The organism is Streptomyces globosus, assembly GCF_003325375.1.
Taxonomy (GTDB): Bacteria; Actinomycetota; Actinomycetes; order Streptomycetales; family Streptomycetaceae; genus Streptomyces; species Streptomyces globosus_A.
On the sequence record NZ_CP030862.1, the window covers coordinates 6,761,474 to 6,775,373 of the forward strand.

Genomic DNA, 13,900 nt, shown 5'->3' on the forward strand with positions numbered 1-13,900 from the left:
GTAAGCCACCAGCGCCCCGCGCAGCCCTCATTCGGCCGATGCGGCACGCCGGAACCGGCGTGTATGCGGCGGAAAGGCCGCACCCAGGGCCGGACACGTCCGGTGAAGCCGACGCACAACGGGCACGGGCGACCTTCCGGACCTGCCGTACGGGCGTGCGGAGGGCAGTGCGATGATGGCCCGGCCATGACTGTCCCGCAGACGACGCCCGCCGGAGCCGGCCTCCGGCTGATCCGGGCCGCGGTCTTCACCGCGGTCTGCGTCGTGCTGTCCGCGGTCGGTCACGCCCTCGCGTCCTGCGCGGCGGTCCCCTGGTGGGCCCTGGCCGTCGCGTTCGCAGGAGTCTTCGCCGTCGCCGCACCGCTCGCCGGGCGGCGTCGCTCACTGCCGGGCCTCGCCGCCGCACTCGCCGGCGGACAGCTCGGGCTGCACGCCGTCTTCGGGCTCGCCCAGCACGGAACCGCCGCGCAGGCGGCCGACGCCGATGCCGCGCTCAGCGAACTCGCCGCCCGGCTCGTCTGCGGCGGCAATGCGGTCCCGCTCGGCCCCGAGGACGCCCGCCGGATCCTGGAGGCCGCCGGCCTCGACCCGGCCGCACTCGCGGCGCAGGCCGCGGCCTCTGCGCACGCGGGCCACGCCGGCCTGGCGGAGTCCGCCGCCCCGGCCTCCGGCCTGGTCAACCCCGGCATGACCGCTGCGCACCTGCTCGCCGCGCTCGCCGCCGGCTGGCTCCTCGGGCGCGGCGACGCCGCCCTGTTCCGGCTCGTCGAGCTGTCCCGCGGCTCCGCCGCGGCCGGCCCCGTGCGGGCGCTGTGCGCCGCGCTGGCGTTCGTACGGGCGCTCGGCGCCGGGCTCACGGCCGCGCCCGCCGCCGGTCCGCGGGTCCGGCGGACCGCCGCCGATCCGGCCGCGCACACCGGCCGGGAGGCGCTGCACCACACGGTGGTCAGGCGCGGGCCGCCGGCCGCCTACGCCCTCGCAGCCTGACGCGGCACCCTCCCCGGCCCGGAGCACGGAGGCAGCGGTGCCGCGGTACGCCGCGCGCCCGCGCGCGGAGCCACCGTCATCCCGCCTCCTGGAGTCCTCACATGAAGAGCTCACGCGTCTCCGCCGCCGCCGTCCTCGCCGCCGGCGCCGTCCTCGTCCTGTCCGGGCCCGCCTTCGCGCACGTCACCGTGCAGCCGGGCGACGCCCCCAAGGGCGGCTTCGCCACCCTCGAGTTCAAGGTGCCGAACGAGCGCGATAATGCCTCCACCACGCAGGTCGAGGTCAACTTCCCCGCCGACCAGCCCCTGTCCTCCGTCATGCCGCAGGACGTGCCCGGTTGGACCGTCACGGTCGAGAAGAGCAAGCTCGCCAAGCCGCTGACGGTGCACGGCAAGCAGATCGACGAGGCCGTCACGAAGGTGACGTGGAGCGGCGGCAAGATCGAGCCGGGGAAGTTCCAGCAGTTCCCGGTGTCCGTCGGCAAGCTGCCGGACAACGCCGACCGGATGGTCTTCAAGGCGATCCAGACGTACGACAACAACGAGGTCGTCCGCTGGATCGAGGAGGCCAAGGAGGGCGCTCCCGAGCCGCAGACCCCGGCACCCGTCCTCAAGCTGACCGCTGCCAAGGCTGCCGACGCCCACCACGACGACGCCAAGAAGCCTGCCGACCCCGGCCACACCGAGGCGGCCGCCGGGAAGGGCTCGGACACCACCGCGCGCGTCCTCGGCGTCACCGGCATCGTGATCGGCGTCGCCGGCGTCGCCTTCGGCGTGACGGCCCGCCGCCGCACCTCCTGATCCCCCGGGCCGCACCGGCCCGCCCGGATCGTCCGCAGCATGCGCGCATCCGGACCCCGTCCGGCTGCGCGTCACCAACCCGCCCCCAGTTCCAGGGAACCCCCATGCGCACCACTCGTGTGACGGCCGCCGCCCTCGCGGCGGCGGCCGCGCTGACGCTCTCCGCCTGCGGCGGTGAGCCGACCGCCCGGACCGACGCGGTCACCCAGATCTCCGGCCAGGCCAAGACGGGGACCGCGACGGTCCTCGACCGGCCCTTCGACAAGCCGGAACTCGTCCTGACGGACACCACCGGCAAGCCGTGGAACCTGCGTGAGCAGACCAAGGGCAAGCCGACGCTGATCTACTTCGGCTACACCAACTGCCCCGACGTGTGCCCGCTGACGATGAGCAACATCGCCGTCGCCCGGAAGGCGCTGCCCCAGGCCGACCAGGAGAACCTGCGGGTCGTCTTCGTCACCACCGACCCCGAACGGGACACCCCCGAATCGCTCGGCGCGTGGCTCAAGGCCCAGGACCCGTCCTTCGTCGGGCTTACCGGGGACTTCGCCACCATCCAGGCCGCGGCCCGCACGCTCGGCATCGGTATCGACCCCGCCAAGAAGGAGTCCGACGGCAGCGTCGTCTCCATGCACGGCGCCCAGGTCATCGCCTTCTCCCCCAAGACGGACGAGGGCTACCTCCTCTACGGGGAGAACACGACCGTCGACACCTACACCGCAGACCTGCCGAAGATCGCCAAGGGAGAGAACCCGTGACCGCCCGCACCACCCGCACCCTCGCCGCCGCCCTCTCCCTGGCAGCCGCACTGGCCATATCCGGCTGCTCCTCGGACTCCGGCTCCTCGTCCGATTCCGGGGCGGGAGCAGGTGCCGGCGCACCGGCCGCGGAGAAGCCGAAGCTGTCGGTCAGCGGCGCCTTCATGCCGGAGCCGGTCAACGACAAAATGGCCGGCGGCTTCATGGTCATCAAGAACGACTCGAAGACCGCGGACAAGCTCGTCTCCGCCACCAGCGCGCTCTCGGACGACCTCCAGATCCACGAGACCAAGGACCAGAAGATGCAGCAGGTCCCGTCCATGGATGTCCCCGCGAACGGCGAGCTCAGGTTGGAGCGCGGCGCCAACCACATCATGTTCATGGGCCTGAAGCAGAAGCCGAAGGTCGGCGACAAGATCACCGTCGAGCTGCGCTTCGAGAAGGCCGACCCGGTCAAGGTCGAGCTGGACGTGAAGGAACGGACGTACCAGGCCCAGCACGCCACCGCCCACTGACGGATCCGAGGGACCGATACGCCATGACGGCCACCGCCCCCGCCCCACCCCCGGCCCGTGTCCGCGCCGCGGCAGTACTGCCGCGGCTCGCGCTGGTCCTCGCAGCACTGCTGGCACTCCTGTCCGCCGCGGCCGGCCCGGCCTCGGCGCACGCCGCACTCACTGCGAGCGACCCCGGGGAGGGGGCGGTGGTCGCCACCGCGCCCGCCCAGGTCACCCTCTCCTTCTCGGAGAAGGTCGCCCTGGGCGACGACTCCATCCGCGTCCTGGACCCCCGGGGCAAGCGGGTGGACACCGGGGAGATCCGGGACATGTGCAGCGGGTCGACCATCCGGTACGGCACCGCGCTCCACCCGGGCCTGCCCGACGGCACGTACACCGTGGCCTGGCAGGCCGTCTCCGCCGACAGCCACCCCATCGCGGGGGCGTTCACCTTCTCCATCGGCGCCCCCTCGGAGACGACGGTGGCGCTGCCCGTGGCGAACGCGGGCGGCGGCCCCGTCGGCACCGCCTATGCGCTCGCCCGGTACGCCGCCTATGCCGGCTTCACCGTCCTCGCCGGCTCCTGCGCCTTCATCCTGGCGTGCTGGCGACGGGGTGCCGCCGCGCGCCCGATGCAGAAGCTCGTCCTGCGCGCGTGGGTCGTGCTCACCGCCGCCACGCTGGTGGTGCTGGTGCTGCGCCACCCGTACACCGGGTCGGGGAACTTCGCCGACGTCTTCGACCTCGCCGGGCTCAAGGCGGTCCTGGAGACCAAGACCGGCGCCGCTCTCGTCTCCCGGCTGCTCCTGCTGGGGGCCGCCGCCCTCTTCATCGCCGTCCTGTTCGGCGCGTTCGCCCGCCGGCAGTCCGCCGCCCCGGAGGGCGGGGCCGACGCCCGGGAGGCGGCCGCCGGGAAGGGGGACGGGAAGGAGGACAGCAAGCACGCCGCGGACCTGTTCTTCGGCCTCGCCGTCGCGGGCAGCGTCTTCGCCGCGGGCATCGCCGCGACATGGGCGCTGTCGGAGCACGCCTCCACCGGCCTGCAAAGCGGCATCGCGATGCCGGTCGACATCCTGCACCTGCTGGCCGCGGCTACCTGGCTGGGCGGGCTCACCGCGCTGCTCGTCGCGCTGTACACCGTGCCGGACATGGAGCGGGAGGCCGTGCGCCGGTTCTCCCGGATCGCCTTTGCGGCAGTCGTCGTGCTGGCCGCGACCGGGGCCTACCAGTCGTGGCGCCAGCTCGGCAGCTGGCAGGCCCTGACCGGTACCAGCTACGGGCAGCTGCTGATCATCAAGGGCGGCCTGGTGCCCGTCCTCGTCGGGATCGCCTACCTCTCGCGGCGCTGGACCGCGCGGCTGGGGGAGGCACCGGCGGTGTCGGCCGAAGCGGACGAGCCGACAGCGGCAACGGCAACGGCAACGGCAACGGCAGCAGAGACGGCCGCGGTTTCACGTGAAACGTCCGTCTCGGTGGGTGTTTCACGTGAAACACCCACCGCGGGGGCGGACACGCCCGAGAATCCAGCGCGCGCCGCGCAGCTCGCCCGACAGCGGGCAGCACGCGAGAAGGCGCTCCGGCGGCAGGCCCGGGACGCCGACCCGGCACGGGCGGGCCTGCGCCGCTCCGTGCTGGCCGAGGCGGCGGTGGCTGTCGCGGTCCTCGCCGTGACCACCGTGCTGACGAGCACGGAGCCGGGCCGGGTCGCCATCCAGGACGCGGGCCGCAACGGCGCTTCCTCGCCCGCCGTGCCCAACCGGGCCGTGAAGGTCACTCTGCCGTTCGACACGGGAGGCACGAACGGCAAGGGCTCCGTCCGGCTGGAGCTGGACCCGGGGCGGACCGGCTCCAACACCCTCCACGTGTGGGCCGAGTCACCGGACGGCGCGCCGCTCGACCTGCCCGAGGTCAAGGTGGCCTTCACCCTCCCGGCCAAGGAGGTCGGCCCGCTGCCGGCCTCGGCCGACCGGGCGGACCCGGGGCACTGGAGCGCTCCCGGCGTCCAGCTGCCACTGGCCGGAGAGTGGCGCATCGACGTGACCGTCCGAACCTCCGAGATCGATCAGACGACCGTGCAGAAGACAGTGAAGATCGGCTGAACAGCGTGACCGAGAGCAACACCGACATCGAGATCTCCCGCCGCCGGCTGCTCGGCACCGTCGGCGCGGCGGGCGCCACCGGGCTCGCGCTGGGCGCCACGGGCGGCGCGCTGGTGCAGTCCGCCATCGCCGCCACCCCGTCCGGCGGCACCGGCAGCCTTTCCGCCGTGGGCGCCGCCCGGGTCGCCTTCCACGGCGAGCGCCAGGCGGGCATCACCACCCCCCTGCAGGCCAAGGGGCACGTGTTGGCCTTCGACCTGGCCCCTGGGGCCGGGCGGAAGGAGGCGGCCGCGCTGATGCGCCGCTGGTCCGAGACCGCCCGCCGGCTGATGGCGGGCGAGACCGCGGCCACGGCGGACACCGGGATCGCCCTGGACGCAGGGCCGTGCTCGCTGACCGTGACCTTCGGTTTCGGGCACTCCTTCTTCGAGCGCACAGGGCTCACCGCCCGCCGGCCTGCGGCCCTCGATCCGCTGCCGGACTTCTCCTCCGACCGGCTGGACCCGCAGCGCAGCAACGGCGACCTGTGGGTGCAGATCGGCGCCGACGACGGCCTCGTGGCATTCCACGCCCTCCGCGCGATCCAGAAGGACGCCGGGGACGCGGCCAGGGTGCGCTGGCAGATGGACGGCTTCAACCGGTCGCCCGGCGCGACCGCCTCGCCGATGACCTCCCGCAACCTGATGGGCCAGGTCGACGGCACCAACAATCCGAAGCCCTCGGAGGCGGACTTCGAGAAGCGGATCTTCGTGCCCGCCGCGGGGCCGGGGCCGGCGGAGCACGCGTGGATGGGCGGGGGTTCGTACGCGGTCGTCCGCCGCATCCGGATGCTGCTCGACGAGTGGGACAAGCAGTCCCTCGCCCAGCAGGAGCAGGTCATCGGGCGCAACAAAGCCACCGGCGCTCCTCTGACGGGCGGTTCGGAGACAACCGCACTGGACCTGGACAAGATCGGCCCCGACGGCAAGGCAGTCATCCCGGCCAACGCGCACGCCCGCATCTCCGCCCCGGCGCAGAACGGCGGGGCGGCGATGCTGCGCAGGCCGTTCTCCTTCCACGACGGCACAGCCGAAGACGGGGCGCCCGACGCCGGGCTCCTCTTCATCTGCTGGCAGGCGGACCCGCTGCGCGGGTTCGTCCCGGTGCAGCGCAAGCTCGACCGCGGGGACGCCCTGTCGGCGTTCATCCGGCACGAATCCAGCGGGCTGTACGCAGTCCCGCCCGGCCCGCGGGACGGCGAGTACGTGGGCCAGCGGCTGCTCGAAGGGTGAAGGTGCCCGAAGGGTGAACGGAGCCCCGCGGGGCGGGTGCCCGGCATTAGGCTGACCGCATGTCGGCCACCCGCTTCACGTATCTCGGTCCCGAGGGCACCTTCACCGAGGCCGCCCTCCGCACGCTGCCGGAAGCCGCGACCCGGGAGCTCGTCCCGATGGTCTCCGTGGCATCCGCCCTGGACGCCGTGCGCAACGGGGAGGCGGCGGCCGCCCTTGTCCCGATCGAGAACTCGGTGGAGGGCGGGGTGACCGCCACCCTGGACGAGCTGGCCTCCGGCGAGCCGCTGATGATCTACCGCGAGGTGCTGCTGCCCATCGCGTTCGCCCTGCTTGTACGGCCGGGTACGGCCCTGTCGGACGTCAAGACGGTCACCGGGCACCCGGTCGCGCAGCCGCAGGTGCGCAACTGGCTGCGGGCGAACCTGCCGGACGCCGTGTGGGAGTCGGCCGCGTCGAACGCGGACGGGGCGCGGCTGGTGCAGGAGGGCCGCTTCGACGCGGCGTTCGCGGGTGAGTTCGCCGCCGCCACGTACGGGCTGGTGCCGCTCGTCACGGAGATCCACGACGCGGAGAACGCCGAGACGCGGTTCGTGCTGGTGGGCCGGCCGGCCCGGCCCGCCGCGCCGACGGGCGCCGACAAGACCTCGGTGGTGCTGTGGCTGGGGGACGACCACCCCGGTGCGCTGCTGGAACTCCTCCAGGAATTCTCGGTGCGCGGGGTGAACCTGATGCTGATCCAGTCGCGGCCGACGGGCGAGGGCATCGGGAACTACTGCTTCGCCGTCGACGCCGAGGGCCACATCTCCGACCGCAGGGTGAGCGAGGCGCTCATGGGTCTGAAGCGGACCTGTCCGCAGGTCCGCTTCCTGGGCTCCTACCCGAGGGCGGGCGTCACCCGCAGTGACGTCCGGGCGCCGCGGCCGGGAACCTCGGACGGCGACTTCACCGCGGCGTCGGACTGGCTGACGCGGTGCCTCGACGGCCGGGCGTAGCGGCCTCCACTGCCCACAGAGTTATCCACAGGCCCGGGGGAGGGCCTGTGGACTAGTCGACACTTCCGGCGCCCCGGGTCGACTTGTCGGCCTTCGGGAAGGGGTTTCGCGCAGGAGAGCAGGAGATGAACGGCGTCATCCCCGTATCACGAATCAACTCTTTGGGGCGAGCCATTCCCACCCGAATGAGTGTGTGAGGGCGGTTTGAACCGGGATTCGCCGGGAGGGCGCAGTGGGCGGGATTGATCTAATTCCGTGTCCACAGATACGGCGCACACCCTGTGGACAACCCTGTGGGCTGCGGCTTCCCTGTGGACAATCGGCCGTCGCCGGCACCCCGGACGCTGTCCGGATGCTGGGATTCACCCCCTTTCCCGGAATGGCCGGGTTTTATCGGGCGCGGAGCGGCCGACGACTTCCGGCCACGGGTACAGAGTTTTCCATTCGTTGCAATTAGGACATAGCGACACGCAGCGTGATATCGGTGTGAGGCAGGGAAGCTCAGGCCGGTAGCCTGGTGGGGTGATTGACCTCCGGCTGCTCCGTGAAGACCCCGACCGTGTCCGCGCCTCGCAGCGCGCCCGTGGAGAAGACGTCGAACTCGTCGACGCCGTGCTCTCCGCCGACGAGCGCCGCAGGTCGTCCGGCATGCGCTTCGACGAACTGCGCAACGAGCAGAAGTCGCTCGGCAGGCTCATCCCCAAGGCCTCCCCGGAGGAGCGGGCGGAGCTGCTGAAGCGCGCGGAGCAGCTCAAGGCGGACGTCAAGGCCGCAGAGGCCGAGCAGAACGAGGCGGACGAGACCGCCCGCGCCCTGCTGCTCAAGCTCGGCAACGTCGTCCACCCGGACGTGCCCGTCGGCGGCGAGGACGACTTCACCGTCCTGGAGACCCACGGCACCATCCGCGACTTCGCCGCCGAGGGCTTCGAGCCGAAGGACCACTTGGAGCTCGGCGAGCTGCTCGGCGCCATCGACGTCGAGCGCGGCGCCAAGGTGTCCGGCTCGCGCTTCTACTACCTGACCGGCGTGGGTGCCCTGCTGGAGCTGGCCCTCGTCAACGCGGCCATCGCGCAGGCCACCGAGGCCGGCTTCATCCCCATGCTGACCCCCGCCCTGGTGCGTCCGCGTGCCATGGAGGGCACCGGCTTCCTCGGCCAGGCCGCAGAGAACGTCTACCACCTGGAGAAGGACGACTACTACCTGGTCGGCACCTCCGAGGTGCCCCTCGCCGCGTACCACATGGACGAGATCGTCGAGGCGGAGAAGCTGCCGCTGCGGTACGCCGGCTTCTCCCCGTGCTTCCGCCGCGAGGCCGGGACCTACGGCAAGGACACCCGCGGCATCTTCCGCGTCCACCAGTTCGACAAGGTCGAGATGTTCTCGTACGTCGCCCCGGAGGAGGCCGAGGCCGAGCACGCGCGGCTCCTCGCCTGGGAGAAGCAGTGGCTGACCAGCCTCGAGCTGCCCTTCCAGGTCATCGACGTCGCCACCGGCGACCTCGGCGCGTCGGCCTCGCGCAAGTTCGACTGCGAGGCCTGGATTCCCACCCAGGGCAAGTACCGCGAGCTGACGTCCGCCTCCAACTGCGACGGCTTCCAGGCCCGCCGGCTGTCGATCCGCGTCCGCGACGGCAAGAAGACCCAGCCGCTCGCCACCCTGAACGGCACGCTGTGCGCCGTGCCGCGCACCATCGTCGCCCTCCTGGAGAACCACCAGCAGGCCGACGGCTCCGTGCGCGTCCCCGCGGTGCTCCGCCCCTACCTGGGCGGTCGCGAGGTCCTGGAGCCGATCACCAAGTGAGCCCGGCCCCGTTCCCCTACCAGCTCGTCGCGACCGACCTCGACGGCACGCTGCTGCGTGGCGACGGCACCGTGTCGGAACGCACCCGGGAAGCCCTCGCCGCGGCCACCGCGGCGGGGGCCGTCCACATCGTCGTCACGGGCCGCGGCGTGGCCTGGACCCGCCACATCCTCGACGACCTCGGCTACCGGGGCATCGCCGTGTGCGGGCAGGGGGCCCAGGTCTACGACGCCGGAGCGCACCGGCTGCTGACGTCCGTGACGCTGGACCGGCAGCTGGCCGGCCTGGCCCTGGCGAAGCTGGAGGCCGAGGTGGGCCCGCTGGCGCTCGCCGCGAGCCGCGACGGGGTCGACGGCGACGTGCTGTTCGGGCCCGGCTACCGGGTGCAGGAGGGCCTGCCTGCCCTGTACCTGGAGGACACGGCGGCGGTGTGGTCGGCCCCGCTGAACAAGCTGTACATCCAGCACCCCGAACTCGGCGACGACGCCCTGGTCGACGCGGCCCGCCGGACGGTGGGTTCGCTCGTGGACGTCGTAATGGCCGGGCCGGGAATAGTGGAGATACTGCCGCTCGGGCTGACAAAGGCGACCGGGCTCTCACTGGCCGCGCGCCGACTGGGGGTCAAGGCCGCCGGCACCATCGCCTTCGGCGACATGCCCAACGACGTCCCCATGTTCGGCTGGGCGGCGCACGGCGTGGCAATGGCCAACGCCCATCCGGAGCTGAAGGCGGTGGCCGACGAGGTGACGACCTCCCACGAGGAGGACGGCATCGCGGTGGTGCTGGAGCGCCTGCTCGGCGCCGCGTAGGACCCGTCCCGCCGACCGCGCCCCAGGCACGGCGCGCGCAGGCCCGGACACGGAAGCGGTCCGGGGCGGCCCGCACCTGACGGTGCGCTCGAAGTGGCCGCCCCGGACCTTTTGTTGCTCCCCGCACGGCTCACTCTGCCCGGGGCCGGAGTCCCGTACCAGTGATTTTCCGCCGCTGCGGCCGGCCCCGGGCCCCGCCGGATCCGCATCGCGTTTCACGTGAAACATGCGGTGGTTTCACGTGAAACATGCGGTGCCTGGGGGCCCGTCCGCCGGTGGCTACTCCTCGCCGGCCAGCGTGAGCCGGCGCAGCTTCTGCCCCGCGTAGACGGTGGCGCCGACCGTGACGGCCACGAGGAGCGCGACCGCAGTGGGCAGGCCGACGGTCGCGTCGACGTAGCCCTCTCCGGCCACCTTCTCGGCCAGGGCCAGCGCCCACTGCTGGATGCTGAGGGTCTTGGCGCCCGAGACCAGGCTGCCGAACAGCGACTCCCAGATCAGGGCGTACACGAGGCCGAAGACGACCGCGTGCCGGCTGACCGTGCCCAGCAGCAGGAACAGCGCGCTGTAGGCGACGGAGGCGACCAGTGCGGCGATCGTGTAGGCGACCGCGATCTGCTGGCCGTTGTTGTTGAGGATGAAGCCGGCGATCAGCGTGGGGATCGCCGAGAAGGCCATCGTGACGGCGATCGCGACGATCAGCTTGGTCATGATGATCGTCGGCCGCTTCACGGGCTTCGAGAGCAGGTAGACGATCGAGCCGTCGTCGATCTCCGGTCCGATCGCTCCGGTGCCGGCGATCACGCCGATCAGGGGGACCATGGTGGCCAGCGCGAAGCCGCCCAGCAGGTCCGCCGCGATCCTGTCGTCGAGCCCGGTGAAGGCGCGGACGGCACCGGCGATGACGATGAGCATGGCCGGGAGCGCGAAGAGGACCAGAGCGCGGCGGCGGCCGAGGAGGGCCCGGTAGGTGAGCCGGGCCACGGTGGGGTTGTACATGGGTGCCAGCTCCTTCAGGCCGCGACGAGGTAGGAGAAGACCGATTCGAGGGACTCGTCGGAGGGCGAGACCGTCAGGAGCCGGATGCCGTGGGCGCGGGCGACCTGCGGCAGGAGCTCGGTGAAGCGGCCGAAGTCGGAGGCCTGGATGCGCAGGGCTCCTTCCTGGACGTCCACCTCGATACCGGAGGTGGAGGGATCCCCGATCAGGGCGGCGGCGAGGGCCCGGTCGTCGGAGGAGCGGACCAGGTAGCGGTGCGGGCGGTCCGTCATCAGGCGCCGGATCTTGCGGAAGTCCCCGGAGGCGGCGTGGCGTCCGGCGACGACCACCTCGATGTGGGAGGCGAGCTGCTCGACCTCCTCCAGGATGTGGGAGGAGAACAGGACGGTCCGGCCGTCGTCGCCCATGCGCCGCAACAGGTCCATCAGCTGCATGCGCTGGCGGGGGTCCATTCCGTTGAACGGCTCGTCGAGCAGCAGCACGGACGGCTCGTGGACGAGCGCCGAGGCCATCTTCACGCGCTGCCGCATGCCCTTGGAGTAAGTCGCGATCTTGCGGTCCTGGGCGTACTCCATCTCGACGGTGGCCAGCGCCCGCCGGGCAGCGGCGTCGTCGAGGCCGTGCAGCTCGGCGTTGGCGACGACGAACTCCCGGCCGGTCAGGAAGTCGTACATGGCCTCGCGCTCGGGCACGACGCCGATCTGGCGGTACACCTGCTCGTTGCCCCAGATCGGGCTGCCGTCGATGGTGACGGTGCCCGTGGAGGGGGCGAGGAAGCCGCCCATCATGTTGATGAGGGTCGACTTGCCGGCGCCGTTCGGGCCGAGCAGGCCGGTGACGCCCGGGCCGATGCGCATCGTCACGTCATTGACGGCGACGACGTTCCCGAACCAGCGGGAGGTGTGGTCGATGTCGATGGTGGTCACAGCCCGGCCTTCCGGTAGCGGGCCATCAGGGCGGCGTACGAGCCGGCGATGAGGGCCAGGATGACGAGCAGGTAGACGAAGCCGGCGCCCGTGGAGGGGCCTTCGCCGCCCGGGAAGGCGGAGGTCGCCCCGAGGAAGGCGGTCTGCATGCCGTCGATCAGGGTGATGGGCGAGAAGAGGCCCATCCACTCGATCGGGCCGGTGCTGCCCGCGCTGTAGGCGACGCCCTGGACCGCGGTCACTGCGCCGTACGGGATCAGCAGCATGGCGATGATGGCGGCGACGCCGAAGCCGCGGCGCGGCGTGAGCGCGGCCATGACCAGGCCGAGGCCGGCGAAGAGCACCGAGAGCAGCAGCACGGAGACCAGTCCCTGGGCGAACCCCTTGGTCTGGTCCGCGAAGTCGAATTTGGCCAGCAGCGCGCCGATCCACATGATCAGCAGCGGCGTGGCGGTGAGGATGAACAGGGCGGAGGCCATCGCCGCGTATTTCGCGACGACGTAGTCGACCCGCTCGATGGGGCGCGAGAAGTACAGCGGCACCGTCTTGAAGCGGAGGTCGCGGGAGACGGACTGCGGTGCCTGCGAGGCGAGGAACAGGCCGATGATCATCTGGGTGGTCAGCGCGTACGTCGTGTACTTGATCGGCAGTTCGGTGGAGCCGGGCACGGCGATGGCGACGGCGACGATGATCAGCGCGGGGATGCACATCACCGCGAAGAGGATCATCGGGAGCACCTTGGACTTGGCCGAGCGGCCCAGTCCGTAGGCCCCGCGCAGCGACTGCGAGTACAGCGACTTGCGGGCATAGGAGCGGCCGAGCCGGGCGCCTTCGTAGGACCGGTAGCCGATGTTGTGGATCTGGGTGGAGGTGTCAGGCGCCATCGGTACCGGCTCCCTTCCGCTGGTCGTTGTCGCGGAAGACCTCCGCGATGTGGTGCCGCCGCTGTTCCATGCGGACCAGGCCGAGGCCGAGGCCCGCGACGGTGTCGCGGATGGTGTCGTAGGTGCTCTCCCCGGTGGCCTCGACGAGGAGGATGTGGCCGGCGCCGGGCAGGCCCTGCTCCTCGCCGGCGTGCAGGGCCAGGCCCGCCTCGGTGAGCGCCTTGCGCAGGGCGGCCGTGCCGTCCGGGTGCGCGTCGGAGTCGGTCACCTCGACCGCGAGGGTTGCCGTGATCTGCGTGAAGTCGCTGGTGGAGCTGGAGCGCAGGAGCTTGCCGCCGTCGACGACGACGACGTGGTCGCAGGTCCGCTCCAGCTCGCCGAGCAGGTGCGAGGTGACCAGGACCGAGATGCCGAAGTCGGTGTGGACGCGGCGGATCAGGCCGAGCATCTCGTCCCGGCCGACGGGGTCGAGGCCGTTGGTCGGCTCGTCCAGGAGGACCAGCTGCGGGTCGTGGACCAGCGCCTGGGCCAGCTTGACGCGCTGCTTCATGCCGGTGGAGTAGCCGCCGATGGGGCGGTAGCGCTCCTCGTACAGCCCGACGTGCCGAAGGGTGTCGGCCGTCCTCTCGCGGGCGGCGGCCGGCGGGAGGCCGGACATGCGCGCCATGTGGACGACGAACTCGGTGGCGGAGACGTCGGGGGGCAGGCAGTCGTGCTCGGGCATGTAGCCGACGCGCTCGCGGATGGCGCTGCCGTGCGTGGCGACGTCGAGTCCGAGTACGGCGGCGCGGCCCTCGGTGGCGGGGGACAGTCCCAGCAGGATCTTGATCAGCGTGGACTTGCCGGCTCCGTTGGCACCCACCAGGCCGGTCACGCCCGGCCCGATGTCCACGGAGAGCCGGTCGATGGCGGTCACTCGGGGGTACCGCTTGCTCAGGCTTTCGGTCGCGATGACAGTCACGGCTCCGACGTTAGCGGCGGCGTCCGTGCCGGTCGTCAGACCTGGAGGGCGGTCCGGTGTCAGCCTTCAGGACTACGGACCCTGACGCGAGGCTGATGTGAACCGGACAAGTTT

General features: G+C 71.9%; 13 protein-coding genes. 9 read left to right on the top strand and 4 right to left on the bottom strand.

Annotated features, from left to right (window positions below):
* Positions 1 to 186 precede the first annotated feature (186 nt).
* The 9 genes from C0216_RS30105 to C0216_RS30145 all read left to right on the top strand — a co-directional run bounded on the left by C0216_RS30105 (position 187) and on the right by C0216_RS30145 (position 10,016).
* A complete protein-coding gene (locus C0216_RS30105; protein WP_114058269.1) occupies positions 187 to 987 on the top strand; it encodes a hypothetical protein in 801 nt (266 codons plus the stop codon).
* A gap of 101 nt (positions 988 to 1,088) precedes the next feature.
* Positions 1,089 to 1,787 (top strand): YcnI family protein, encoded by a 699-nt coding sequence (locus C0216_RS30110; RefSeq protein ID WP_114058270.1) that lies wholly within the window; start codon positions 1,089 to 1,091, stop codon positions 1,785 to 1,787.
* Between the two features lie 104 nt (positions 1,788 to 1,891).
* The gene (locus tag C0216_RS30115) at positions 1,892 to 2,545 is read left to right on the top strand and encodes an SCO family protein (RefSeq protein ID WP_114058271.1); all 654 of its coding nucleotides are present in this window, start codon (positions 1,892 to 1,894) and stop codon (positions 2,543 to 2,545) included.
* Positions 2,542 to 3,060, top strand: coding sequence for a copper chaperone PCu(A)C (locus C0216_RS30120; protein WP_114058272.1), 519 nt, complete (start codon positions 2,542 to 2,544; stop codon positions 3,058 to 3,060). Before C0216_RS30115 ends, C0216_RS30120 begins: the two co-directional genes overlap by 4 nt.
* 23 nt (positions 3,061 to 3,083) lie before the next feature.
* Positions 3,084 to 5,141 carry a copper resistance protein CopC gene (locus tag C0216_RS30125; protein WP_114058273.1) on the top strand — a complete coding sequence of 686 codons (2,058 nt, stop codon included), beginning with the start codon at positions 3,084 to 3,086 and terminating at the stop codon, positions 5,139 to 5,141.
* Between the two features lie 5 nt (positions 5,142 to 5,146).
* Positions 5,147 to 6,412: an iron uptake transporter deferrochelatase/peroxidase subunit gene (gene efeB, locus C0216_RS30130; protein ID WP_114058274.1), complete on the top strand. Its 1,266-nt coding sequence runs from the start codon at positions 5,147 to 5,149 to the stop codon at positions 6,410 to 6,412.
* A 59-nt stretch (positions 6,413 to 6,471) separates the two neighbouring features.
* Complete coding sequence (gene pheA, locus C0216_RS30135; protein WP_114058275.1) at positions 6,472 to 7,407, top strand: prephenate dehydratase; 936 nt, start codon at positions 6,472 to 6,474, stop codon at positions 7,405 to 7,407.
* Between the two features lie 522 nt (positions 7,408 to 7,929).
* Positions 7,930 to 9,207 (top strand): serine--tRNA ligase, encoded by a 1,278-nt coding sequence (gene serS / locus C0216_RS30140; RefSeq protein ID WP_114058276.1) that lies wholly within the window; start codon positions 7,930 to 7,932, stop codon positions 9,205 to 9,207.
* Positions 9,204 to 10,016 carry an HAD family hydrolase gene (locus C0216_RS30145; protein ID WP_114058277.1) on the top strand — a complete coding sequence of 271 codons (813 nt, stop codon included), beginning with the start codon at positions 9,204 to 9,206 and terminating at the stop codon, positions 10,014 to 10,016. Before serS ends, C0216_RS30145 begins: the two co-directional genes overlap by 4 nt.
* A 279-nt stretch (positions 10,017 to 10,295) precedes the next feature.
* Here C0216_RS30145 and C0216_RS30150 read toward each other — a convergent pair whose 3' ends face one another.
* Genes C0216_RS30150 through C0216_RS30165 form a run of 4 tightly spaced genes read right to left on the bottom strand, consistent with a single transcriptional unit; the run spans position 10,296 to position 13,786 of the window.
* A complete protein-coding gene (locus tag C0216_RS30150; RefSeq protein WP_114058278.1) occupies positions 10,296 to 11,015 on the bottom strand; it encodes an ABC transporter permease in 720 nt (239 codons plus the stop codon).
* Positions 11,016 to 11,029: 14 nt separating this feature from the next.
* A complete protein-coding gene (locus tag C0216_RS30155; protein WP_114058279.1) occupies positions 11,030 to 11,941 on the bottom strand; it encodes an ABC transporter ATP-binding protein in 912 nt (303 codons plus the stop codon).
* Positions 11,938 to 12,825, bottom strand: a complete 888-nt coding sequence (locus C0216_RS30160) for an ABC transporter permease subunit (RefSeq protein WP_114058280.1) — start codon at positions 12,823 to 12,825, stop codon at positions 11,938 to 11,940. Before C0216_RS30160 ends, C0216_RS30155 begins: the two co-directional genes overlap by 4 nt.
* Positions 12,815 to 13,786: an ABC transporter ATP-binding protein gene (locus C0216_RS30165; RefSeq protein WP_114058281.1), complete on the bottom strand. Its 972-nt coding sequence runs from the start codon at positions 13,784 to 13,786 to the stop codon at positions 12,815 to 12,817. Before C0216_RS30165 ends, C0216_RS30160 begins: the two co-directional genes overlap by 11 nt.
* Positions 13,787 to 13,900: the final 114 nt, after the last annotated feature.

Excerpts from the sequence above, each read along its gene's own strand:
- C0216_RS30160 (WP_114058280.1), bottom strand. The coding sequence starts at position 12,825 with ATGGCGCCTGACACCTCCACCCAGATCCACAACATCGGCTACCGGTCC.
- C0216_RS30110 (WP_114058270.1), top strand. The coding sequence starts at position 1,089 with ATGAAGAGCTCACGCGTCTCCGCCGCCGCCGTCCTCGCCGCCGGCGCC.
- C0216_RS30115 (WP_114058271.1), top strand. The coding sequence starts at position 1,892 with ATGCGCACCACTCGTGTGACGGCCGCCGCCCTCGCGGCGGCGGCCGCG.
- pheA (WP_114058275.1), top strand. The coding sequence starts at position 6,472 with ATGTCGGCCACCCGCTTCACGTATCTCGGTCCCGAGGGCACCTTCACC.
- C0216_RS30125 (WP_114058273.1), top strand. The coding sequence starts at position 3,084 with ATGACGGCCACCGCCCCCGCCCCACCCCCGGCCCGTGTCCGCGCCGCG.
- C0216_RS30105 (WP_114058269.1), top strand. The coding sequence starts at position 187 with ATGACTGTCCCGCAGACGACGCCCGCCGGAGCCGGCCTCCGGCTGATC.
- C0216_RS30150 (WP_114058278.1), bottom strand. The coding sequence starts at position 11,015 with ATGTACAACCCCACCGTGGCCCGGCTCACCTACCGGGCCCTCCTCGGC.